20 protein-coding genes are annotated in these 22,687 nt (G+C 57.3%); 16 read left to right on the forward strand and 4 right to left on the reverse strand.

The genetic code is table 11. The features are described from left to right. Positions 1–83 precede the first annotated feature (83 nt). The 13 genes from fabD to K8I84_RS02635 all read left to right on the forward strand — a co-directional run bounded on the left by fabD (position 84) and on the right by K8I84_RS02635 (position 13,765). Positions 84–1,022 carry an ACP S-malonyltransferase gene (gene fabD / locus K8I84_RS02575; RefSeq protein ID WP_223793157.1) on the forward strand — a complete coding sequence of 313 codons (939 nt, stop codon included), beginning with the start codon at positions 84–86 and terminating at the stop codon, positions 1,020–1,022. Positions 1,023–1,038: 16 nt separating this feature from the next. After that, positions 1,039–1,782 (forward strand): 3-oxoacyl-ACP reductase FabG, encoded by a 744-nt coding sequence (fabG, locus tag K8I84_RS02580; protein ID WP_223793158.1) that lies wholly within the window; start codon positions 1,039–1,041, stop codon positions 1,780–1,782. Between the two features lie 127 nt (positions 1,783–1,909). Continuing rightward, entirely contained in the window at positions 1,910–2,143 is a 234-nt protein-coding gene (acpP, locus tag K8I84_RS02585; protein ID WP_097461099.1) for an acyl carrier protein, read from the forward strand. A gap of 128 nt (positions 2,144–2,271) precedes the next feature. Then, entirely contained in the window at positions 2,272–3,519 is a 1,248-nt protein-coding gene (gene fabF, locus K8I84_RS02590; protein ID WP_223793159.1) for a beta-ketoacyl-ACP synthase II, read from the forward strand. A gap of 8 nt (positions 3,520–3,527) precedes the next feature. After that, complete coding sequence (pabC, locus tag K8I84_RS02595) at positions 3,528–4,346, forward strand: aminodeoxychorismate lyase (protein ID WP_223793160.1); 819 nt, start codon at positions 3,528–3,530, stop codon at positions 4,344–4,346. Positions 4,347–4,351: 5 nt separating this feature from the next. Next, positions 4,352–5,422 (forward strand): endolytic transglycosylase MltG, encoded by a 1,071-nt coding sequence (gene mltG, locus K8I84_RS02600; RefSeq protein ID WP_223793161.1) that lies wholly within the window; start codon positions 4,352–4,354, stop codon positions 5,420–5,422. Next, positions 5,419–6,054, forward strand: a complete 636-nt coding sequence (gene tmk / locus K8I84_RS02605) for a dTMP kinase (protein WP_223793162.1) — start codon at positions 5,419–5,421, stop codon at positions 6,052–6,054. Before mltG ends, tmk begins: the two co-directional genes overlap by 4 nt. 40 nt (positions 6,055–6,094) lie before the next feature. Further along, complete coding sequence (locus K8I84_RS02610) at positions 6,095–6,874, forward strand: AraC family transcriptional regulator (protein WP_223793715.1); 780 nt, start codon at positions 6,095–6,097, stop codon at positions 6,872–6,874. 248 nt (positions 6,875–7,122) lie between these two features. Then, positions 7,123–8,613: a sodium/proline symporter PutP gene (gene putP, locus K8I84_RS02615; RefSeq protein WP_411722651.1), complete on the forward strand. Its 1,491-nt coding sequence runs from the start codon at positions 7,123–7,125 to the stop codon at positions 8,611–8,613. Positions 8,614–8,830: 217 nt separating this feature from the next. After that, positions 8,831–9,838, forward strand: a complete 1,008-nt coding sequence (locus tag K8I84_RS02620; protein WP_223793164.1) for a TAXI family TRAP transporter solute-binding subunit — start codon at positions 8,831–8,833, stop codon at positions 9,836–9,838. A 2-nt stretch (positions 9,839–9,840) separates the two neighbouring features. Continuing rightward, positions 9,841–11,988 carry a TRAP transporter permease gene (locus tag K8I84_RS02625; protein ID WP_223793165.1) on the forward strand — a complete coding sequence of 716 codons (2,148 nt, stop codon included), beginning with the start codon at positions 9,841–9,843 and terminating at the stop codon, positions 11,986–11,988. A 12-nt stretch (positions 11,989–12,000) separates the two neighbouring features. Then, positions 12,001–12,747 (forward strand): sulfite exporter TauE/SafE family protein, encoded by a 747-nt coding sequence (locus K8I84_RS02630; protein ID WP_223793166.1) that lies wholly within the window; start codon positions 12,001–12,003, stop codon positions 12,745–12,747. 25 nt (positions 12,748–12,772) lie between these two features. Further along, the gene (locus K8I84_RS02635) at positions 12,773–13,765 is read left to right on the forward strand and encodes a zinc-dependent alcohol dehydrogenase family protein (protein ID WP_223793167.1); all 993 of its coding nucleotides are present in this window, start codon (positions 12,773–12,775) and stop codon (positions 13,763–13,765) included. Positions 13,766–13,832: 67 nt separating this feature from the next. Here the strand turns inward: K8I84_RS02635 and K8I84_RS02640 are convergent, their stop codons facing one another. Further along, positions 13,833–16,427 (reverse strand): bifunctional aconitate hydratase 2/2-methylisocitrate dehydratase, encoded by a 2,595-nt coding sequence (locus K8I84_RS02640; RefSeq protein WP_223793168.1) that lies wholly within the window; start codon positions 16,425–16,427, stop codon positions 13,833–13,835. A 195-nt stretch (positions 16,428–16,622) separates the two neighbouring features. Between K8I84_RS02640 and K8I84_RS02645 the strand changes: the two genes are divergently transcribed. Further along, positions 16,623–17,228 carry a tRNA-(ms[2]io[6]A)-hydroxylase gene (locus tag K8I84_RS02645; RefSeq protein ID WP_223793169.1) on the forward strand — a complete coding sequence of 202 codons (606 nt, stop codon included), beginning with the start codon at positions 16,623–16,625 and terminating at the stop codon, positions 17,226–17,228. Between the two features lies 1 nt (position 17,229). Here the strand turns inward: K8I84_RS02645 and K8I84_RS02650 are convergent, their stop codons facing one another. Further along, entirely contained in the window at positions 17,230–18,111 is an 882-nt protein-coding gene (locus K8I84_RS02650) for a LysR family transcriptional regulator (RefSeq protein ID WP_223793170.1), read from the reverse strand. A gap of 168 nt (positions 18,112–18,279) precedes the next feature. On the opposite strand from K8I84_RS02650, the gene K8I84_RS02655 reads away from it, so the two are divergent. Next, positions 18,280–19,050 (forward strand): ferredoxin--NADP reductase, encoded by a 771-nt coding sequence (locus tag K8I84_RS02655; RefSeq protein WP_223793171.1) that lies wholly within the window; start codon positions 18,280–18,282, stop codon positions 19,048–19,050. Positions 19,051–19,058: 8 nt separating this feature from the next. Here K8I84_RS02655 and K8I84_RS02660 read toward each other — a convergent pair whose 3' ends face one another. Then, on the reverse strand, positions 19,059–20,900 hold the full coding sequence (locus tag K8I84_RS02660; RefSeq protein WP_223793172.1) for a diguanylate cyclase: 1,842 nt from the start codon (positions 20,898–20,900) through the stop codon (positions 19,059–19,061). Positions 20,901–21,115: 215 nt separating this feature from the next. On the opposite strand from K8I84_RS02660, the gene K8I84_RS02665 reads away from it, so the two are divergent. Next, complete coding sequence (locus tag K8I84_RS02665) at positions 21,116–21,508, forward strand: acyl-CoA thioesterase (protein ID WP_223793173.1); 393 nt, start codon at positions 21,116–21,118, stop codon at positions 21,506–21,508. Positions 21,509–21,524: 16 nt separating this feature from the next. On the opposite strand, the gene K8I84_RS02670 is transcribed toward K8I84_RS02665, so the two are convergent. Further along, positions 21,525–22,568 (reverse strand): 2-dehydropantoate 2-reductase, encoded by a 1,044-nt coding sequence (locus tag K8I84_RS02670; RefSeq protein WP_223793174.1) that lies wholly within the window; start codon positions 22,566–22,568, stop codon positions 21,525–21,527. Positions 22,569–22,687: the final 119 nt, after the last annotated feature.

The following is a 22,687-nucleotide window of genomic DNA, read 5'->3' on the forward strand; positions in this document are numbered from 1 at the left end:
TGTCCTTTTTCGGGGATAATTGCGCCGGCTTATTACTAATAGCTAATCTCCCGAAACCCCTCATTTACGTTAAGATCCTGCTTATGAAATCTGCATTTATCTTTCCAGGACAGGGTTCCCAGTCTGTTGGCATGTTGTCTGAGGCTGCATCGGAATGGCCGATTGTTACCGAGACATTCTCCGAGGCATCTGCGGCATTGGGTTATGACCTTTGGCAGGTTTGCCAGAATGGTCCGTCTGAGGAGCTTAACCAAACAACCGTTACCCAGCCGGCGTTGCTGACAGCCAGCGTCGCGCTCTGGCGGCAATGGTGTCAGGCAGGTGGGCCTCGACCAGACTTTGTGGCTGGGCATAGCCTCGGCGAATACAGTGCGTTGGTGGTTGCCGAGAGTTTGGGGTTTGCTGAGGCGGTAAAACTTGTGCGCCTGCGTGGTGAACTCATGCAAGGCGCGGTGCCAGCGGGCGAGGGCAAGATGGCAGCGATTCTTGGTCTTGAGGATCAGGATGTCATTGCTGCGTGCGAGAGTGTCGCGCAAGGCGAGGTTGTTTCGGCGGTGAATTTCAATGCTCCGGGGCAAGTCGTTGTGGCCGGTTCTGCCGCCGCTGTCGATCGTGCCATTGAGGCATGCAAAGAGAAAGGTGCTCGTAAGGCCATGCCCTTGCCGGTGAGCGTGCCCTCACACTGTGCCTTGATGCGGGGAGCGGCGGACAAACTGGCTGACGCTCTGGAGGATGTATCGTTTAACGATGCTGTCATCCCGGTTGTTCAGAATGTTCATGCGACTGCCGAATCAGATGCTGTTACCCTGCGGGCGAACCTGGTGAAGCAACTCTATTCTCCCGTACTTTGGACAGATTCTGTACGCAAACTGGTGCAGGAAGGTGTGACAGTTGCGGCGGAGTGTGGTGCGGGCAAGGTTCTGGCAGGGCTCGCCAAACGCATTGATCGGAGTCTGGCGGTGAATAGCTTGGAAAAGCCAGAGTCATTCAATGCCGCCCTCGACGCATTCAACAAGTCTTAAACGATCGGAGCAATTCATGACGCTTGAAGGTAAAACTGCACTGGTGACGGGTGGTACCCGGGGTATCGGTAAAGCGATCGTTCACGCACTGGCCCGGCAAGGTGCGGAGGTTGTTGGCACAGCCACCAGCGCCGAGGGTGCCGAGAGCATCACCAAGGCCTTGAGCGATGCTGGCCTGAAAGGCTTTGGCATTGTGATGGACGTGGCCGATCCGGAAAGCATCGATGCCGGCCTGAAGGAAGTCATGGACAAGTCTGGTGCCCCGGTGATTCTGGTAAATAACGCCGGCATTACCCGGGATAATCTGCTGATGCGGCTGAAAGACGATGACTGGAGCTCGGTTCTCGAAACCAATCTGTCCAGTGTTTACCGCACCAGCAAGGCCGTGCTTAGGGGCATGGCGAAAGCCCGCTGGGGGCGAATTATCAATGTCAGTTCTGTGGTTGCCGGTATGGGGAATCCGGGGCAGGGCAATTACTGTGCTGCTAAGGCGGGTGTCGAGGGATTTACCCGTAGCCTGGCGAAGGAAATGTCCAACCGGGGTATTACCGCGAACTGCGTGGCGCCGGGCTTTATTGACACGGACATGACGAAAAAACTGGACGACCGTCAGCGCGAGGCTATGCTGGAAATCATACCGGCGGGGCGCCTGGGTGAACCCGAGGAGGTTGCTGCTGTTGTCGCATTCCTGGCGTCGGATGCGGCGGCCTATGTGAGTGGCGAAACCATTCACGTGAACGGCGGAATGTATATGGGATAACGGCGGATGAGGGCGCAAGCCCTTGTCACGCAAGATGTTTAACCGGATCCCTGCTTGTTTGCGGGTAGGGTTTACTCTAAACTTGCAGCACTAAAGTTGCTTGGTTGAAAAACAAAGTGAGGACATTATGAGTACAGTTGAAGAGCGCGTTAAGAAGATTGTTTGTGAACAGTTGGGCGTGAAAGAGTCCGAAGTTCAGAACACCTCTTCGTTTGTAGAGGACCTTGGCGCTGACTCACTGGACACCGTTGAGCTGGTGATGGCTCTGGAAGAGGAATTCGAGACTGAAATTCCTGACGAAGAGGCCGAGAAGCTGGCGACGGTTCAGGACGCAATCGACTACATTGTCGCGCATACCTGATAGCTCGCAGCTCTACTGAAGCCAGGCAGAAGCCGTCCTTTCGTTAGACTAAAGGGCGGCTTTTTTATTGCTTTGAAATCAGGTTCAATCAGTGCCCCACCCACATAGAACTTCAGGTGAAACGGGTTATGAGTAAACGACGGGTTGTCATCACCGGGCTGGGCATGTTGTCCCCGCTGGGAAATGACGTTGAGAGCTCCTGGGCAGGTATTCAGGCCGGGCGAAGTGGCATCGGCATGATTGACCGCTTTGATGCCTCCGATTACAACACGCGCATTGGCGGTGCGATCAAGGATCTGGATCTGGAACCATGGCTGTCGCCTAAGGATGCCAGAAAGCTGGATGCCTTTATTCATTACGGTCTTATCGCGGCACAGCAGGCCGTGGATGACAGCGGGTTGGGCGATTACGATCAGCTCGATAAAGAGCGGGCGGGAATAGCAATTGGTTCCGGCATCGGTGGGCTGGAATTCATTGAAAAGAATGTCCTTAGTATGGACAAGTCCGGCCCCCGAAAGGTATCTCCGTTCTTCGTACCGGCTTCTGTCATCAATATGATCTCCGGTAACGCCGGGATACGGTTCGGCTTCAAAGGGCCGAATATTGCGATCGTGACGGCCTGTACCACCGGTACCCACAATATTGGCTACGCAGCGCGAACCATTGCATACGGTGATGCGGATGTGATGCTCGCCGGTGGCTCGGAAATGGCCACTACGCGCACGGGTATTGCTGCATTCTCTGCGGCCCGGGCGCTTTCCACCCGCAACGACGAGCCGGAGAAAGCCAGCCGACCCTGGGACAAGGAGCGCGATGGCTTTGTACTGAGTGATGGTGCCGGTGTTGTGGTCCTCGAAGAGCTGGAGCACGCGCGGAAGCGGGGCGCCACCATTTATGGGGAAGTTGCCGGTTTCGGTATGAGCGACGATGCACACCATATTACGGCACCTCCCGAGAACGGCGAGGGCGCTGCTCGTTCCATGCAGGGCGCGCTTCGTGACGCCGGTATCTCGCCTGAGGATGTGGATTACATCAATGCCCATGGAACATCTACTCAGGTGGGCGATGTGGCCGAGGTGAAAGCGGTTAAGAGTGTGTTTGGTGATCACGCTGGCAAACTTGCCATGAGCAGCACCAAATCGATGACAGGGCACTTGCTCGGTGCTGCCGGTGCGGTTGAAGGTATCTTCTCGGTGCTTGCCATCCGGGACGGGGTGCTGCCTCCGACCATTAACCTCGACAATCCCGACGAGGGATGCGATCTGGATTTTGTCGCCAATCAGAGCCGCAAGGCGGATGTGCGGGTAGCGTTGTCTAATTCGTTTGGTTTCGGTGGAACCAACGGCACGTTGATTTTCAAACGCTACGAGGATTGACCTCGACGATGCTCAAGCTGTTCTGGGCAGATGAGGGCGGCCTGCCGGCCAATGATCGTGGGCTTGCCTACGGCGACGGGCTGTTTGAAACCATCCGCATGCGGGGCCGGCAGGGTGTCCTGCTCGGCCGCCATGTTGATCGTCTGACCCGGGATGCCGGCCGGCTTGGTATCCCGGTGTCGCGATCGGAGTTGGACAACATCTGCCGAGCGGCAGCCGAGCGCTACTCGGACGCCTTCAAGGGCGATGGTTGGATCCTAAAGCTGATGCTCACCCGGGGGGCAGGGGGGCGTGGCTACCAGCCGGATGCCAAGAGTCAGCCCCATGTGCTGGCTTCGGCGTCGGCATTGCCGGCGCAACCTGATTCCGCCGGCGTTTGCGTTGACTTTTCCCCTGTAACACTCACTGTGAATCCTTTCCTGGCGGGCATGAAAACCCTGAATCGTCTCGAACAGGTGATGGCAGCCAGGGACATTCAGGGCGATCGGTTTGAAATGCTGATGCTCGATGGGCATGGCCACCTGATTGAAGGCACCCGTACCAACCTTCTGGCCCGGTTTGATTCCGGCTGGGTTAGCCCACCCAAAGCCTCTTTGGCGGTCGCTGGTGTGCTGCGAGAATGGATTCTAGAGCGCCTGCGAACTCAGGGCGATTCTGTTGAGGAGCGTCATCTCGCGGCTTCCGATGTGTCAGGCCCGAAGTGCAGGGGACTGTTCCTGCTGAACAGTGTGTTGGGCGTGGTGCCGGTCAGTCAGGTTGCAGACCACCAGTTGCCAGTGTATAGCGGGCTTGCGACAATCTTCGACCCTAACGATCTACTGGAATAAAGCTTTTGTTCAAGAAGTTACTTATCGGCGTATTCAGCGCGGCCGTTCTGGCCGCCACCGGAACCGGCCTGTGGCTATGGCAGGGGTTAGACACACTCGAACAGCCCGTGGCTCTGGAGGAGCCCGTTCTGTTCAATGTTCCAAAGGGAACCGCATTTGCCCAGGTTGCTCGTCAACTGGAGCAGGAAGGGTTGGTGGAGCGAGACCTGTGGTTACGTATTCATGGTCGCCTTTTCCCCCAGGAGGCCCAGGTCAAGGCTGGTGAGTATGAGTTTACTCCGGGTATGACTGCCCGTGAGATGCTTTCGACCATGGTATCCGGCGATACCAAGCACTGGTCCGTGCAGTTTATCGAAGGCTGGACCTTTGCCGATATGAGGGCAGCCCTGGCCAGTCACGACCGATTAAAGAAGCTCACCACAGACTGGTCCGATGAGCAGATCATGGAAGCAGTGGGTGCCGAAGGTGAGCACCCTGAGGGCCGTTTTTTCCCGGATACGTACCTGTTCACCAGCTCAGAGTCGGATCTGGACCTGCTGCAGCGGGCGTTCGATACCATGACTGAGGTGCTGGCCGAGGAATGGGAAGCGAAAGAAGAGGGATTGCCGTACGACACGCCTTACGAAGCACTGATCATGGCGTCCATTGTTGAGCGGGAAACCGGCGTTCCCTATGAGCGTGAGCAGGTCGCTGGAGTATTTGTGCGCCGCTTGCAGAAGGGAATGCGCCTGCAGACAGATCCCACCGTCATTTATGGTATGGGTGACAACTATGAGGGCCGGATTCGAAGCCGCGACCTCAGGGCTTACACGCCCTACAACACCTATCGCATCAACGGCCTGCCGCCAACACCCATCGCCCTGCCGGGGCGCGGTGCCATTCACGCAGCGTTGAATCCGGATGATGGCAAAGCGCTTTATTTTGTTGCCCGCGGTGATGGCACCCACAAGTTTTCCCGTACCTTGTCTGAACATAATAAAGCCGTTCGCGAGTTTCAGCTCAATCGTCGGGAGGATTACCGTTCTTCACCCGCAGTCCAGAAAGAGGATGACGGTGCTAACGGAGACGCAGGATGAGTCGGCGCGGGCTGTTTATTACGTTTGAGGGCACTGAAGGGGTAGGCAAGTCCACTCAGTTGGCCAATGCTGCCGCCACGCTTGAGTCTCTGGGAGTGGATTTCATTCAGACCCGGGAGCCGGGCGGAACGCCCATGGCGGAATCGATTCGGGAGTTGTTGCTGGCCCCGCGGGACGAGCCTGTTAATGAAACCACCGAACTCCTGCTGATGTTTGCGGCCCGGGCCCAGCATTTACACACCCGGATATTGCCGGCTCTGGAGCGCGGACAGTGGGTGTTGTGCGATCGTTTCACCGATGCCACGTTTGCCTATCAAGGCGGCGGCCGGGGTGTGAGCGAAGACAGGATTGCCCAGCTTGAAACCCTGGTGCAGGGAGAGGTCCGACCGGATCATGTTGTGCTTCTGGACGCGCCCGTCGAAACGGGTATGGCCCGGGCTCGAAAACGCGGCGAACTTGACCGTTTCGAGCAGGAGGCGGTGGCTTTTTTCGAGCGAATTCGCGACACCTACCGTCGCCGGGCCGGTGACGATCCTCGCCGTTATCACATTGTTGACGCGAGCTCACCACTGGAAACCGTCACGACTCAGGTTAGGGACCTGATGTGCAAGTTCCACGCTGATCTGCTTTAATTTCAACCATATTCTCTGAATTTGGGGTTGCGTGACGTCTATGCTTGATGCCCAGTTGGTGAAATTGCCGGTTGCCGCTCAAAAGCACCACCATGAACATCATCAGGTGGTCGTAGGTGTCCAGGGTACCGCTGACCTTAATGTTGAAGGGACCGGTTCTCGCCTCGATACCTGGAATGCGTGCCTGGTACCGACGGAGGCGACCCATGATTACTGCGGTGACAGCCAGAATCACGTGCTTGTGATTAATCTGGATCCGCAACTGCCACAGCTCAGCTCTCCCGCTCACGGTGATTACGAATCTCTCGCGCCATTATTCGAGCGTCCGCGAGCCCTGGTCATGGACAGCAAAATGCAGGGGCTGGTTCAGTTCGCCGCCGGGGAAATCGATCGTTCACCCGCCAACATGCCCATGCAGCGGCATCTGGCAGCAAGCATACTGCACTGTATGGCCGATCGTCTCAGTGAAAACCGGGAGGCTCCGGTTCATCGCAAGGCCATACAGCCCGGCGCAATCCGACGATACATCCTCGAGAACCTGCATCGAAAAATCACCGTCAAGGACCTGGCGGGTGTTGCCTGCCTCAGTGTCAGTCGGTTTCATGAATTATTCCGGGCAGCGACCGGTGTGACTCCTCATCAGTTTATCCTGCAGACTCGCCTGGATCAGGCGACCAAGCTGCTGGTGTCCTCATCCCTTTCCGTTTCGGAAGTCAGCTATCACACGGGATTTTCATCCCACAGTGCATTAACGAATGCCCTGCGAAAGCAGCGGGGAACGACCCCGACAAAATTGCGATTTGGTGAAAAAGCAGCCTGATTCCGTGGGTTACCGGCTTTTGGGAAAATTTCGCAAAAGAATCGTAGGATTTTGTAACCCCCGGTTTTGCATGAGTCAGTAAGTTAGTCGGTCCTGAAACTTCAGGATGTCGGATACGCGTCACCCACGGGTGGCCGTTCTCTGGTTGTCCCTCTCGTCCTGTTTGTCACCAGGGCGCAGGCGGAGAGCCCTTGGAATGCCAACAAAAAACACAACCCAGACTAGCGCATGGGGAGAAAACCAAAATGATTGGAAATAGTGTTGGAATAAGTATCACGTTTATCGCCTACATCTTGTTGATGCTGGGTGTTGGCTATGTGGCGTGGAAACGCACATCTAACTTGTCGGACTACATCCTCGGTGGCCGCAGTCTTGGTCCGATGCCTTCGGCGATCAGTGCCGGTGCGTCCGATATGAGTGGCTGGTTGCTGCTGGGCCTTCCGGGCTACGCCTATGCCGCCGGCTATGAGGCCATCTGGATTGCTGTTGGTCTTCTGGCAGGTACCTGGCTGAACTGGCTGTTTGTGGCCAGCCGCTTGCGTACCTACTCGCAGGCTGCCGGTGATTCCCTGACTCTGCCGTCCTATTTCGAGAACCGTTTTCACGATAACAGCCGCATCCTGCGGGTGGTTTGTGCCTTCTTCATTCTGATGTTTTTCCTGTTTTACACCAGCTCTGGCCTGGTTGCAGGCGGCAAGCTGTTTGAGACGGTGTTCGGCCTGGACTACACCGTGGCGGTTATCGTGGGCACCATTGCGGTGGTTTCCTACACCTTCTTCGGTGGTTTCCTGGCGGTTACCTGGACCGACGTTATTCAGGGCCTGCTGATGTTTGCTGCCTTGCTGCTGGTGCCCATCATGGCAATCAACGCCGATGGTGGCTGGGGCGCGGCGACCGCGGCCATGGAAGCCAAGAACCCCGAGTTCCTGGATGCCTGGACTGATACTGACGGTAATGCACTGGGTGTTCTGGCTATTTTGTCTCTGCTGGGCTGGGGTCTGGGCTACTTTGGTCAGCCCCACATCCTGGCGCGTTTCAAGGCGATCCGTAGCGAAGACGACGTACCGGCAGCCCGCCGCATTGCGGTTACCTGGAGTGGTTTTGGTCTGCTGGGCGCACTGCTGTGTGGCTTTGCGGCGATTGGCTATTTTGAAACCCCGCTGGAAGACGGTGAGCGTGCGTTTATGCTGCTGGTGGATGCCCTGTTCCACCCGGTCATCGCCGGTATCCTGCTGGCTGCGATCCTCGCGGCGATCATGAGTACTGCGGACTCCCAGCTACTGGTGTCCTCTTCAGCTTTGGCTGAAGACTTCTACAAGGCGCTGTTCCGCAAGGAGGCGTCCCAGGAAGAGCTGGTTTGGGTTGGGCGTCTTGCTGTGGTGGGTATTGCCATCATCGCCTGTATCCTCGGCCTGAATCCGGACAGTAAGGTTCTGGAGCTGGTGTCCTATGCCTGGGCAGGCTTTGGTGCTGCATTCGGTCCGGCGCTGATCCTGTCGCTGTTCTGGCGTGGCATGACTCGCAACGGCGCCCTGGCCGGTATCATTGTCGGTGGGGCGACCGTTGTGATCTGGGGCAACATGTCCGGTGGTATCCTGGACCTGTACGAGATCATTCCGGGCTTCCTGTTCGCCACCATTGCGATCGTGGTTGTCTCCAAGTTTGGTGACGAGCCGCATGCGAAGATCCTGGAAGGTTTTGATAAGGCCATCAAGGCCCGCTATCACAACCTGCCGTAAGCGGTGGGACCGAGCCCGGTGACTACCGGGTTTCGGCCGCTAACCTTAAAAGCCCCCGTCAGCAATGGCGGGGGCTTTTTTCTTGCCCGGCAACCCGGTGTTATACATAAGTCGAAGCCGTGACCTTGTGGCTGGCAGTCGTTTCGCCAAACCGCTAACGTGATAAAGACGTAGGACGTGTCCCGAAATAACTATAACCATTTGAGGATTAAGGCTTATGAATACCAAGAGTCTGAGCAGGACTGCTCTGGGGGTGGTCGCAGCCGCCGCCGTATCGTTTTCCTCCGGCCTTCAGGCCGAAGGCAATTACGTCATGGGTACCGCGACCACCGGCGGCACTTACTACCCCGTTGGTGTGGCCATCTCCACCCTGGTGAAGGTCAAGCTGGAGCCGCAGACCAACATCTCGGTGTCGGCCATCAGCTCCGCCGGTTCCGGAGAAAATCTGAAACTCATGGACGAAGGCCAGATCCAGTTCGGCATCTTGCAGGGCCTCTACGGCGCTTACGCGTGGAACGGCACCGGTCCTGTAGCCAAGGCTTACAAGGACCTGCGCTCGGTCTCCATGCTGTGGCAAAACGTGGAGCATTTTGTGGTCCGCAACTCCATGGTTGAGTCCGGCACCATCTCCGATATGACCAACCTGTACGATGAAAGCTTCTCCATCGGTGCCCGCAATTCCGGCACTGAAGGCTCTGGCCGCTTTATCCTGGGCAAGCTGGGGGTCGATCTCGAGCAGGTGGACCTTGCCTACCTGGGCTACGGCCCCAGTGCCGATGCCATGCAGAATGGCAACATTGACGGCATGAACATTCCGGCAGGTGTGCCGGCCTCGGCCGTGACCCGTGCCTACGCTAACCTGGCTGATGAGATCACCACCCTGGACTTCACCGCCGAGCAGCTGGCGGAGGTTAACAGTGACTTTGAGCTGTGGACCCCGTACACCATTCCGGCCGGCACCTATCCGAACCAGGACAAGGACATCAACACCATCGCCCAGCCCAACATTATGGCGGTCCGTGCGGATGTCTCCGAGGAGGATGTGTATCAGATCACCAAGACGATCTATGCCAACCTGCCGTTCCTGAACAACATCCATCCGGCCACCAAGGCGATGGCCCTGGAGAAGGCGATTACCGGCCTGCCCATGCCACTGCATCCGGGGGCTGCCCGTTTCTACCGTGAACAGGGCCTTGAGATCCCTGAGCGACTGATTGCGGAGTAATCGTGGCGGAGCCATCAACGGGCGAACCTCTGTCTGAGGTTCGCGACGAAAGCGCGAGCGATGCCAGCGAGCGCCTTGATCACCGGCTGTTAGGGCCGGTGATTTTTGGTTTGGCCATCGCCACCTCGCTGATCCACCTGTATTTCAACACGGTGTCCACGCTATCGGAGCTGTGGACATCGGCGCTTCACTTTGGCCTGTTCGGTCTTATCTGTGCGTTAACCACGCCAATGCTGAAGGCGCGCTCGGTATCCGGCCAGCGGTTGGTGCTGGGTGTGGATGTGGTGCTCGGGCTGACCGCGCTGGCCTGTGCCGTCTACCTGATGCTGTTCGAGAACGCGTTGTATGAGCGTGGTGTGACCTTCAGCACCGCGGACTGGATTTTCTCCATTGCTGCCGTCTTGCTGATACTGGAATTCGCCCGCCGCACCGTGGGCTGGTTTATCCCGGTACTGTGTATTCTGGCGCTGTCCTATGTGGCCTGGTGGGGGCAATATGTGGACGGCATTTTCAATTTCCCGGGCCTGACCTGGGAGACCGTCTTGTTCCGGTCCTACATCGGGGGGCAGGGCATGCTCGGGTCCATCGCCCGCATCTCCTGGACCTACGTTTTCATGTTTATCCTGTTCGGGGCTTTCCTGGTGAAATCCGGTGCGGGGGATTTCATCATTGAACTGGCCCGCTGCGCGGCTGGCCGGTTTGTCGGGGGGCCGGGCTTTGTTGCCGTGTTCTCGTCCGGGTTGATGGGCTCGGTCTCAGGCTCCAGTGTCGCCAATACCGTGTCTACCGGCGTGATTACCATTCCTCTGATGCGCAAGGCCGGCTTTCCGCCGCGTTTCGCCGCAGGAGTCGAAGCTGCCGCTTCCACGGGTGGCCAGCTGATGCCACCGGTGATGGGGGCCGGGGCCTTTATCATGGCGTCCTACACCCAGGTGTCCTACCTGACGATTATTTCGGTCGCGGCCTTGCCGGCACTGCTGTATTTCCTGTCGGTCGCTATGTTTGTTCGGATCGAGGCCAAGCGCAGCCACGCCATCAAACTGGAAGATGATGACGCGCCCACTTTGAAAGAGGTGCTCAAGGACGGCTGGCACTTTCTGTTGCCGCTGGTGGTCCTGGTGGCTGCCCTCGTCTACGGCTTCACGCCAACCTACGCGGCGGGCATTGCCATCCTGTCGGTGATTGTGGCGTCCAGGCTGTCCAGGCATCCGATGGGGCCTAAGGACATCCTGGACGCACTGGTTATGGGGGCCCGGAATATCACCACCACGGCCATTCTGCTGATCACCGTTGGTCTTATCGTGATGGTGGTGTCTACCACCGGTATCGGTAATACCTTCTCGATCATGATTACGGACTGGGCCGGAGGCAGCCTGCTGATCACCATCGTTCTGGTGGCGCTGGCGTCGCTGATCCTTGGCATGGGTTTGCCGGTGACCGCAGCCTATATCGTGCTGGCGACGCTGTCTGCGCCGGCCATCTACAATCTGATTGCCCAGAGCCAGTTGCTGGATATGGTGATGAACGGCAACCTGCCGGAGCAGGCCAAGTCGATCTTCATGCTGGTGGCGCCGGACAAAATGGAGTTGCTGAATGCGCCGATGGACCGTGCCACCGCCGAGCAATTGCTGGCGTCGGTGCCGGATACCTTCAGCAATCAGCTGCTGGAGCAGGCGCTGTCGCCGGCAATCCTGTCCATGGCACTGGTGGCGGCACACATGATCATTTTCTGGCTGTCCCAGGATTCCAACGTGACGCCCCCGGTGTGCCTGACTGCCTTTGCCGCGGCGGCCATTGCCGGCACACCGCAGATGCGCACCGGTTTCACCGCCTGGAAGCTGGCCAAGGGGTTGTACATCGTGCCTCTGCTGTTCGCCTATTCCCCGTTGATTACCGGCGATTTTGACCAGATGTTGCAGGTGTTCTGCTTCGCGCTGCTGGGCATCTACGCCATCGTCGCCGGGCTGGAAGGCTACCTGGAGCATCCGCTCAACCCAGTGGTTCGGGTGCTGATGTTCCCCATTGGTTTGCTTATGCTGTGGCCCCATGGTCAGGTCCTGCTGGACGTCACCGGTTTGGTGATTTTCATCATCGCGTTCGTGTGGAGCAGCCGCCAGAGTGGGCGACTGTCCCGGCCGGCCGTCACGTAACGGAACCCGACTATGACCCTGATCGAGGTTCTGGCGCTGCTTGCGCTGGGTGGCATCGCCGGCTTCATCAATGTGCTGTCGGCGGGAGGCTCGATGCTGACGCTGCCACTGCTGATGTTCCTTGGGTTACCACCCCAGGTGGCGAACGGCACCAATCGGGTGGCGATTACCCTGCAGAGCATAACCGCCGTGGGCAGCTTCTACCGTATGGGCCACGGCAACCTGATGGTCAGTCTGTTCCTGGCGGTTCCGGCGATCCTGGGATCGCTTCTGGGCGCCTGGGTTGCCACCTGGGTGCCGGACGCCGTGTTTGAGATGGTGCTGGTGTCGGCAATGATTGGCGCGTCGGTATTCATGCTGCTGCCTCAGCCATCCCTGAATACCCGACCTTTGACCACCGAGCGGCTGAGCCCTGCCATCTACCTGGCGATGTTTTTCGTGGGTATGTATGGCGGCTTCATCCAGGTGGGGGTTGGGGTGCTGTTCATCGTGGTGCTTTACCACATGCTGAAGATCGACCTGCGCCAGGTAAACGTGCTCAAGGTGTCCATCGTGCTGCCGTTTACCTTCGCTGCGCTGCTGGTATTCGCCTTTAACGACCAGGTGCGTTGGAGCGTGGGGCTGACCCTCGCCGTTGGCAATGTCACCGGTGCCTTTGTGGCTACCCGGGTCAATATGAGCAAGCAGGGCGCGCGCTGGGTCAAGGCCATTACTCTGGTCATGGTGGTGGCCATTCTACTGCGACTGATTCTGTACTGATGTTCGACGAGTGAGGTGTATAACAATGAAGGCAATGGTTATTGAAGAGTTTGGCGGCCCGGAGGTGTTCGTCGAGCGTGAGGTGGATACCCCCGAACCGGCCGAGGGCCAGGTTCGCATCAAGGTGGTGGCCTCCAGTGTCAATCCGCTGGAAACCAAGATCCGCTCCGGGCTGGTCAAGACCGGCCCGGCCATGCCGGCGATCCTGAATGGTGATGTGTCTGGCATCGTCGACAAGCTCGGGCCGGGGGTGACCGGCTTCGCCGAAGGCGATGAGGTCTTTGGCTGTGCCGGCGGGGTGAAGGGCTGGCAGGGCGCCCTGGCCGATTACATGATTGCCGATGCGCGCGTGCTGGGTAAGCGCACCCCCGCGATGCGGTTGCCACTGAACGAGTGCGCGGCTCTGCCGCTCGTATTCCTGACTGCCTGGAGCGCCCTGGTGGATCGGGCCCAGATCCAGCCCGGCGAACACGTGTTGATTCATGCCGGCACCGGCGGGGTGGGCCACGTCGCCATCCAGATCGCCAAGTACATGGGCGCCCGAGTAGCAACCACGGTGTCCAGCGAAGAAAAAGCCGAACTGGCCCGGGGTCTGGGTGCTGACGACATCATCTTCTACAAGGATGAGACGGTGGAGGAGTACAAGCAGAGACTTACCGGCGGCAAGGGCTTCAGCCTGGTGTTTGACACCGTTGGAGGCGTGAACCTTGACCGGTCCATCGAGGCCACGGCGGTGAATGGACGTCTTTGCTCGATCAATACCCGCTCGAGCCACGATCTCAGTCTGATGCACGCCAAGAGCCTGACCCTACACGTGATTTTCCGCTCCATCGCGCTGCTGCACGGTATAGGCATGGACGATCAGCCACGGTTGGTGAAGGCTCTGTGCGACCTGCTGGTGCAGGGCAGGGTCAAGCCACTGCTGGACAGTCATCGGTTCCGGTTTACCGAGATCGGCGAAGCCCATCGGCTGATCGAGTCGGGCCAGGCGGTGGGCAAGATTCTGCTCGAACGCTGAGTTCTTGCGGCCATAAAAAAACGCCAGCCCGGAGGCTGGCGTTTTCGAGGTTTAACCCTGAAAGGTCTTAAGCGACAGTCGCCTCAGACGCCTTCTTGGTGTACTCCTCCATCTGGTCGAAGTTGAGATACTTGTAGATCTCTTTCGACATGCTGTTCAGGTCCTTCGCGTACTCCATGTACTCCGCCGGGCTCGGCAGCTTACCCAGTACCGCACCGACCGCAGCCAGTTCCGCAGAGGTCAGGTACACGTTGGCACCATCACCCAGACGGTTCGGGAAGTTACGCGTAGAGGTGGACAGAACGGTTGACTTCGGCGCTACACGAGCCTGGTTACCCATACACAGGGAGCAGCCCGGCATCTCGGTGCGAACACCAGCAGTGCCGTAGGTGTTGAAGTAACCTTCTTCCATCAGCTGAGCCTGATCCATCTTGGTCGGCGGGGACATCCACAGACGGGTGCTCAGGGCGCCCTTGTGCTGTTCCAGCAGCTTACCAGCGGCACGGAAGTGACCAATGTTGGTCATGCAGGAACCGATGAACACTTCGTCGACCTTGTCGCCAGCCACTTCGGACAGGAACTTGGCGTCGTCTGGATCGTTCGGGCAGCAAACGATCGGCTCTTTGATGTCGGCCAGATCGATTTCAATTACGTGAGAGTACTCTGCGTCCTTGTCGGCACGCATCAGCTTCGGATCCTTCAGCCACTCTTCCATCTTCTGGGCGCGACGCTCCAGAGTACGTGGGTCGCCGTAACCTTCGGCAATCATCCAGCGCAGCATGGTGATGTTGGAACGCAGGTACTCGGCCACAGACTCTTCAGAGAGGTTGATGGTACAACCGGCCGCAGAGCGCTCAGCAGACGCGTCAGACAGCTCGAACGCCTGCTCAACGGTCAGGTGCTCAAGGCCTTCGATTTCCAGGATGCGACCAGAGAACTCGTTGATCTTGCCTTTCTTCTCAACGGTCAGCATGCCCTGCTTGATGCCGTACAGTGGAATCGCGTGTACCAGGTCACGCAGGGTGATGCCCGGCTGCATCTCGCCCTTGAAGCGAACCAGAACGGATTCCGGCATATCCAGCGGCATAACGCCGGTGGCGGCTGCGAAGGCAACCAGGCCAGAGCCTGCCGGGAAGGAAATGCCCATCGGGAAACGGGTGTGGGAGTCACCACCGGTACCTACCGTGTCCGGCAGCAGCATGCGGTTCAGCCAGGAGTGGATGATGCCGTCACCCGGACGCAGGGCGACACCACCACGGGTCTGGATGAAGTCCGGCATGGTGTGCTGCATTTCAACGTCAACCGGCTTCGGATAGGCCGCAGTGTGACAGAAAGACTGCATAACCAGGTCAGACTGGAAGCCCAGACACGCCAGGTCTTTCAGCTCGTCACGGGTCATCGGGCCGGTGGTGTCCTGGGAACCAACGGTGGTCATCTCAGGCTCACAGTAGGTGCCCGGACGAACGCCCTGGTCTTCTTCCAGGCCGCAGGCCTTACCAACCATTTTCTGGGCCAGGGTGAAGCCCTTGGTGCCGGCTTCAGGATCCTTCGGCAGACGGAAGGTGTCCGTAGCGCCCAGACCCAGTGCTTCGCGGGCCTTGTTGGTCAGGCCACGACCGATGATCAGCGGGATACGGCCACCGGCCTGAACTTCGTCCAGGATCACGTCGGACTTGAAGCCGAACTCAGAGATGGTCTCGCCAGCTTCGTTCAGAATCTTGCCGTCATACGGGCGGATCTCGATGATGTCGCCCATGTTCATGTCGTCGACCGGTGCTTCGAAAACCAGGGCACCAGCGTCTTCCATGGTGTTGAAGAAGATCGGGGCAACCTTGTTACCGATACAGACACCACCGGCACGCTTGTTGGGCACGCCCGGGATGTCTTCGCCGAAGTACCACAGTACAGAGTTGGTACCGGATTTACGGGAAGAACCGGTGCCCACTACGTCACCCACGAAGGCAACCGGCAGGCCCTTGGACTGGATTTCTTCGATCTGCTTGATCGGGCCGGTGACGCCTTGCTCTTCCGGAGTCAGGCCGTCACGCTCCATCTTGTACATGGCGCGGGCGTGCAGCGGGATGTCCGGGCGGGACCAAGCATCCGGAGCCGGAGACAGGTCGTCGGTGTTGGTTTCACCGGTGACCTTGAACACGATCATCTTCATGCTCTCGGGCACAGCTTTCTTGTTGGTGAACCACTCAGCGTTGGCCCAGGATTCCATGACGGACTTGGCAACAGCATTGCCGGCGTCCATCTTGTCCTTCACGTCGTTGAAGGCGTCGAACATCAGCAAGGTTTTCTTCAGCTGCTTGCCGGCCAGCTCGGCCAGTTCGGCGTCGTCCAGCAAATCAACCAGAGTGGCGATGTTGTAGCCACCCTGCATCATGCCAAGAAGCTCAACCGCTTTTTGCTTGTTCACCAGGGGAGAGCTAGCCTCACCTTTAACGATGGCGGTCAGGAAAGCGGCCTTCACGTATGCAGCTTCGTCAACGCCCGGCGGGATACGGTTTTCGAGAAGGTAAACCAGGGTTTCCTCTTCACCGGCTGGCGGGTTCTTCAACAGCTCAACCAGAGCTGCGGTCTGCTCCGCATTCAGGGGCTTGGGAGGAATTCCCAGGGCTTCACGTTCGGCAACGTGTTCACGATATGCTTCTAACACGATTTGGACCCTCATCAGTTGGAATGTCCCGCATTCGGGGCAGCCATGCCCGGCGGGAGTTTATATGGCAGAAAAGCCTTAAACTGGCGCCGCATTCTATAGGAAACCCCTTATAAAGTTAAGTTGGACAGCGGTCGGAGTCTTCTGCTATGTGCGTTATACTCCCGCACCCTGTTAGATCGCCCGGGAATGACAATGACCACAGCACTTCAAGAGATTCACGACTTCCTTCCTTGCAGAACGCCTCAGCAATGGATCGATAATGCGCTGGCCCATCAGGACCTGTTGCTCATCGACCATGCCCACTGTGAGAAGAAAGCGGCATCGACGGCACTGAGTCTGATGTACCGCTACGTGGATAACACCGATTTGCTGAATAAAATGTCACGACTGGCGCGTGAAGAGCTAAGGCACTTCGAGCAAGTGCTGGCGATCATGAAAAAACGAGGCGTAACCTACGACCATCTCACGCCGGCCCGCTATGCCGCGGGCCTGAGGGAATTGGTGCGCAAGGAGGACCCGGGCAGGCTGGTGGATGTGCTGATCGTGGGGGCAATCATCGAGGCGCGTTCCTGCGAGCGTTTTGCCGCTCTAGCGCCGTATCTGGATGAGAAGCTTGCCGATTTCTACAACAGTTTGCTGAAATCCGAGGCCCGTCACTATCAGGATTATCTGAAGCTGGCGGAGCAGGCTAACGGTGGTGCCGTCGAAGACCGTGTGGCCGAGTTTCTGGCTGTTGAGCATCAACTTATCACCGAGCCTGATACGGAATTCCGTTTCCACAGTGGGCCGGTGAACTAGCTCAGAGCTGGCGACACAAGTCCATCCACGCATCGATACCGGCACTGCGGTATTTCTGCTTGTGCAGAATGAAGTAAAACTGGCGGTCAAACTTCCGGTGCTCTGGGGCCGCCAGTTGTATCAGGCTGCCCCGTTTGAAGGCATCTTCCAGAACGACCCGTGACAGGCAGCCAATCCCCAGATTATTCTCCACGGCTCGTTTGATGGCCTCGGTGTGCTCCAGCTCCAGCAGAATGTTCAGGTCCGATAGCAGTCCGTGCATGCCCCGCTCAAAGCTCTGGCGGGTGCCGGAGCCCTGCTCGCGCATGACCCAGGTAGCCTCACGCAGATCGTTGTCTGTCAGGTTTTTCTTGCTGGCCAGCGGGTGATCCGGAGAGCAGAAAATTACCAACTCGTCGTCCCGCCAGGGCAGTACCTCCAGTTCCGATGAGTGCAGCTCGCCTTCGATCAGGCCGATGTCGAGTTCGAAGTCACTGACCCGTTGTGCAATCGTGCGGGTATTGGCGACCTCCAGCGACACCTTAGGGTGGGTGGGGGTGCTCATGTATTGCGCCATGACCCCAACCGCCAGGTAGTTGCCGATGGTCAGCGTTGCGCCGACCTTCAGGGCTCCCACCTCGGAATGCTTGCTGAACGCTTGCTCCAGCTCATTGGCCTGGGCAAGCACAGCTTCGACTTTCGGGCGATACAGGCGGCCCAGTTCATTCAGTTGTAAGCGCTTGCCAACCCGGTCAAACAGCTGGATATCGAACTGGTTTTCGAGCTCCTTGAGGGCGCTGCTGGCGGCTGACTGGGACATGGCCAGGGATTCGGCAGCCCGGGTGATGTTCTGGAAATGCGCAGCGGCCAGAAAGACTTCAAGTTGCCGGAAGCTGTATCTCATGGAGTACCTGTTGGTTATTGGCGCTTTTCAATCGCTTTATATCGAAAAAAGCGAATAAGGTTATGTGAATATCCCATTTTATGGATAGGTTAGCGGTGGGTTAAACTTTGCGCAATTGAAAGTTACCACTCTTTCGCGATAAGCGATCCGGACAGGCACGAGGCGTAAATGAGCAATCTGATGAAAGAAACCGTCACCAGCGTCCATCACTGGAACGACACTTTGTTCAGTTTCAAGACCAGCCGGGATCCTGGTTTCCGTTTCAAGAACGGCCACTTTGTGATGATTGGCCTGGAAACCGATGGCAAGCCGCTGATGCGCGCCTACAGTATCGCCAGCGCTAATTACGAAGAAGAGCTTGAGTTCTTTTCCATCAAGGTACCTGACGGCCCGCTGACATCCCGCCTGCAAAAGATCCAGGTCGGCGACCAGATTCTGGTCAGCCGTAAACCAACCGGGACTCTGGTGCTGGACAACCTTCTGCCGGGCAGGAACCTGTGGCTGATCAGCACTGGCACTGGTCTTGCGCCATTCATGAGCATTATCAAGGACCCGGAAGTGTATGAGGCCTTCGATAAGGTCATTCTCACTCACGGTGTCCGATACGTGTCAGAACTGGCCTATCAGGATGAAATTGAAGAGCTGCCCCAGAATGAGTTCTTTGGTGAAATGGTCGACGGTAAGCTTCTCTATTATCCCACTGTGACCCGGGAGGCATTCCGCACTCAGGGGCGTCTGACCGATGCCATGGAAACCGGGAAAATCACCCGGGACCTCGGGCTGCCAGCGTTTGACGTCAATAATGACCGCTTCATGATCTGCGGAAGCCCAAGCATGCTGAAGGACACCTGCGCCATTCTGAACAATATGGGGTTCAAGGAAGCTCGTGGCGGTGACATGGGGCACTATGTGATTGAGCGGGCGTTTGTAGAGCAGTGATCCCGGCCTCAATCAATGGCGTAGGCAACCTGGTTTCGGCCTTCGGATTTTGCCTGGTAAAGAAGGGCATCTGCCCTGGCGTAGATTTCTGTCGGCGTGCTGATGGCTGAGCCGGGTTTGAGCATGATCAGTCCGAAACTGGCGGTTATCACGCCGTCCGGATTGGCCTTATGGGGTATGCCGAGGTCGGCAATGGCCTGACGCAGTTGCTCGACAAAGGGCACTGCCTTGTCGATGGGCTGATCCATGTTCAGCAGCACACCAAATTCCTCGCCTCCCAGTCGGAACAGCAGATCTTTCTTCCGTTTCAGGACTTCGTGCAAGTGATGGCTTACCTGCTGAAGCGCCCGGTCTCCTGCCTGGTGACCGTGGGTGTCGTTGTACGTCTTGAAATTGTCGAGGTCGAACATGCAGAAGGCGAGGGGGCAGTCTTGCCTCTGGTGATGGGCAAGTTCTTCTTCGAGGACCTGATTGAAATGTCGGCGGTTGAAACAGCCGGTCAGTTCGTCGGTGATCGACAGCTCGCTCAACTTGTGATTCAAATCTTCAAGCTCCATGGTGCGGAGCCTGACTTCTTCTGTCAGTTTACTGTTCAGTGCCAGCTGGGCCGAACGTGCCGTTTGCTCTGCTTTCAGTTTTTCCGCTTTGAGGGTGTTCATCTGGTCGGCAAGGCCTATGCCGAGCAGCAGAACCTGCAGGCTTGCTCCAATCTGAATTCCATACTCGGTGAGAAAATTAGGGGCCATCAAGCCGAGCAGGTGCAAGTAGTAGATGGTGGTTCCGGCACCCAATGCCGCGTAGGCCACGATAAAAAATCGAGCCGGACCCGACCCCTGCCTTATCAGCAGCAAGTTGGTAGCTACGACAATAATTTGAGTGAGTGTGCCGGCAACAAACCAGCTGGCAAAGGACAGGGCGTAGTAGCCCAGCAAAGGAAGAATAATCAGCAGCGAGTTGAGCGCTACCGGTATCCAGTTGGCGAGATACAGCCAGCGAGGCGTGAGTTGTCTGACATTCAGGTACCCGATTGCGAAAAGGCTGAATGCGGCGTGGCTCAGCAAGGCAATGACGGCCAGAATCTGGTTGTTCAGGTCGGGAGAGTTGGGCCAGAGGTACTGAAAAGCATAGCCACGGAAAACAAAACCCCACGCGAGAATACCGGACGTTAAAAGTACATACCGTAAAAAGCCTGGTTGTCTTGTGAAGACGGCGAGAAAGAGGTTGTAGAGCATCAAGGCTCCCAACGTCCCGAAGAGAAAGCCAAATACCATGCCATCTTTTTGCAGTTGGGCGTCATGGGCCTCGGGTGACCGGAGCGTGGGCGTGAGCGTTTCATGCAGTCCGTCATGGGTGGTTTGTCGCATGAAAATGGTTACCCGCTCGCCGGGCCCAATTTCCAGCGGTTGACTCACGGTACGGGTTTTTCCCTGCCGGCTATGGAAGGGGCGGCGATCACCCGTTAGAACGACTTCGGTCGACCCATTACTCCGGACGACGTAGAAATCCAGGTAATCCACCAATACGCTGCCGGAATCCAGAATGGTATTCAGGCTCTGGCCTGTTTGGTTCAAAAGGCTGACTCGAAGCCAAAAAGCGCTCGATGTGAATTGTGGTGGTAGATCCTTGGCTCCCAACGGTCTCCATGGATGCTGATTGTTCTGAAGTGCTGCAAATTGCAGTATGCCGGAGGGATCCTCAAGAACATCGCTCCGGAGGCCGAGCGCCAGAGAGTCGAAGTCTGGGTTGCTGATAATGACCTCTCCTGCGTGGAGGGAGGGCGCTATGAGGGACAGCAGGGCCCATAGAACGCAGGTAAAAAACGTACAACCGGATCGTTTATTATTTTTCATTCGAAGGCCTTAGGCCTGAGATTCCACAATCAATAGGTGGGTATCCTAATTCAGTTTCGACTCGGTTAGTCAGTTCGGTCGCGAAATTACACAAAGTTTTAAAGTTTACAAAGTGTTGTTGGTAAGGTTCGGCCGCAGGTTATTAGCCCAAGGGAGGGCTCTTTGTGGGGGGGAGGCGTGTATGATGGTGCGCTTTGACTGTCTGGAGAGTCGTTATGTTTCAGCTTGAGATTGAGCCCCGTTTCTGTGATACCGACGCCTTGGGTCACATCAGCAATACCGCCTTTCCCGTCTGGTTTGAGCAGGCACGCAGGCCCATCTTTGAGATCTTTCACCCGAGTCTGGATGTGAAAACCTGGCCGCTCATCATCGCCCGGATCGAGCTGGATCTGCTGGCCCAGAGTTATTGGCACATGCCGGTGGAGGTGCGGACGGGCATCGGCAAGATTGGCAATTCATCGTTCAATGTCGTTCAGGAGGCATGGCAGGATGGCAAGCAGATTGCCCGAGGCACGGCGGTAATGATTCATTTCGATTACACCAACGAAAAAGCGCTGCCGATCCCGGATGATATTCGTGAAAAACTCGTCCAACACCTCGTTGCCTGAGGTTTTGTCCATGCGCTCAGCGGCTGGCTGAGCGCAGTTCCCGCAGTAATTCATCGCCGGCCCAGCGGCGCCGGCTCTGTTCGCAGGCATGGACCAGCTCTGTCAGGCGTTGGTTTGCCGGCGCCTTCTTCCCCAGAGAATTGGCCAGTTTCACCACTTCGCCGTTAATCCAGTCCACTTCCGTTGGACGCCCTGCCTCAAGATCCTCCCACATCGATGAGCGAGCGATAGGGTCGATGGCCAGCATTTTCTGGGCAACCCTCTGGAACAGCCAGTTGGGAAGGCTCATCACCTTCGGGATCAGTGACATGGGGATAGCGGTAAGCTGGACTGTGTCGATTTTGGCCATGTCCAGTAGTGCCAGGGTTTCCTTCTGCGCCAGGGCCAGGCAAAGCCGGTAATTCCGGTCAGACAATTCTTCCAGCAACGGCACATTCGACAGGGCGTTGATCGGGTTGTTGAGGTTCAGTAATAACTTGGACCACATGACCGAGGTCATGTCTTCCCTCAGTTCGAGCGCCAGCCCGCAGCTTTCGAAGGCGGATAGAAATGGTTCCAGGCAAGCGTGTTTCTCCGCCATCAGATGCCCCTCGGTGCCATGGTGGAAGTGCCCGGGGGGTTTCTGAAGCACGTTAAAAGGAATCATGCCTGCGAAAACCCGGGCGTCGGGTAGTTGTGAGCGCAGTGTTTCGACGTTCGATATGCCATTCTGCAGGCTGATAACGGGCGTGCCGGGGCGCAGGTATTTGGCGAGGGTTTTTCCTGCCTCTGCGCTGGCTGCTGACTTGACGGTGACCAGCACCAGGTCTGCATCGGCGGCCACGGAGGCGTCTTCTGTAAAAATGTCGGGCCCAAGCTGGGTTTCGAAATGGAAGCCCTCGTAGTCAGTCAGAACCAGGGGGGATTCGTCGAACACCTGTCGCAAGCGAGGGCGGCCGATCATAACCACTTCCGCACCGCCGGACATCAGTCGCCCACCGACATAGCAGCCCACGCTACCGGCACCGAATATCAAAATCCGAGGAGGCTGAGAGGGTTGATTTGGGGATTGGTTGGTCATACGGTGCGGACTCTTTGTTGGTATTTGTTGGATGGCGGACAGTGATTCTGGATCCCGGATTCGCTCTCTGTCTATTTCGTAAGCCAGATCAGTCCACTAAGGTAGATTTCTCGTCCATA

It is taken from the genome of Marinobacter sp. F4216, from assembly GCF_019931195.1.
Classification (GTDB): domain Bacteria; phylum Pseudomonadota; class Gammaproteobacteria; order Pseudomonadales; family Oleiphilaceae; genus Marinobacter; species Marinobacter suaedae.

Bases quoted from the DNA above. Each gene is read 5' to 3' on its own strand.
- fabD (WP_223793157.1), top strand. From the start codon at position 84: ATGAAATCTGCATTTATCTTTCCAGGACAGGGTTCCCAGTCTGTTGGC.
- fabG (WP_223793158.1), top strand. From the start codon at position 1,039: ATGACGCTTGAAGGTAAAACTGCACTGGTGACGGGTGGTACCCGGGGT.
- acpP (WP_097461099.1), top strand. From the start codon at position 1,910: ATGAGTACAGTTGAAGAGCGCGTTAAGAAGATTGTTTGTGAACAGTTG.
- fabF (WP_223793159.1), top strand. From the start codon at position 2,272: ATGAGTAAACGACGGGTTGTCATCACCGGGCTGGGCATGTTGTCCCCG.
- pabC (WP_223793160.1), top strand. From the start codon at position 3,528: ATGCTCAAGCTGTTCTGGGCAGATGAGGGCGGCCTGCCGGCCAATGAT.
- tmk (WP_223793162.1), top strand. From the start codon at position 5,419: ATGAGTCGGCGCGGGCTGTTTATTACGTTTGAGGGCACTGAAGGGGTA.
- K8I84_RS02610 (WP_223793715.1), top strand. From the start codon at position 6,095: ATGCTTGATGCCCAGTTGGTGAAATTGCCGGTTGCCGCTCAAAAGCAC.
- K8I84_RS02620 (WP_223793164.1), top strand. From the start codon at position 8,831: ATGAATACCAAGAGTCTGAGCAGGACTGCTCTGGGGGTGGTCGCAGCC.
- K8I84_RS02630 (WP_223793166.1), top strand. From the start codon at position 12,001: ATGACCCTGATCGAGGTTCTGGCGCTGCTTGCGCTGGGTGGCATCGCC.
- K8I84_RS02635 (WP_223793167.1), top strand. From the start codon at position 12,773: ATGAAGGCAATGGTTATTGAAGAGTTTGGCGGCCCGGAGGTGTTCGTC.
- K8I84_RS02645 (WP_223793169.1), top strand. From the start codon at position 16,623: ATGACCACAGCACTTCAAGAGATTCACGACTTCCTTCCTTGCAGAACG.
- K8I84_RS02650 (WP_223793170.1), bottom strand. From the start codon at position 18,111: ATGAGATACAGCTTCCGGCAACTTGAAGTCTTTCTGGCCGCTGCGCAT.
- K8I84_RS02655 (WP_223793171.1), top strand. From the start codon at position 18,280: ATGAGCAATCTGATGAAAGAAACCGTCACCAGCGTCCATCACTGGAAC.
- K8I84_RS02660 (WP_223793172.1), bottom strand. From the start codon at position 20,900: ATGAAAAATAATAAACGATCCGGTTGTACGTTTTTTACCTGCGTTCTA.
- K8I84_RS02665 (WP_223793173.1), top strand. From the start codon at position 21,116: ATGTTTCAGCTTGAGATTGAGCCCCGTTTCTGTGATACCGACGCCTTG.
- K8I84_RS02670 (WP_223793174.1), bottom strand. From the start codon at position 22,568: ATGACCAACCAATCCCCAAATCAACCCTCTCAGCCTCCTCGGATTTTG.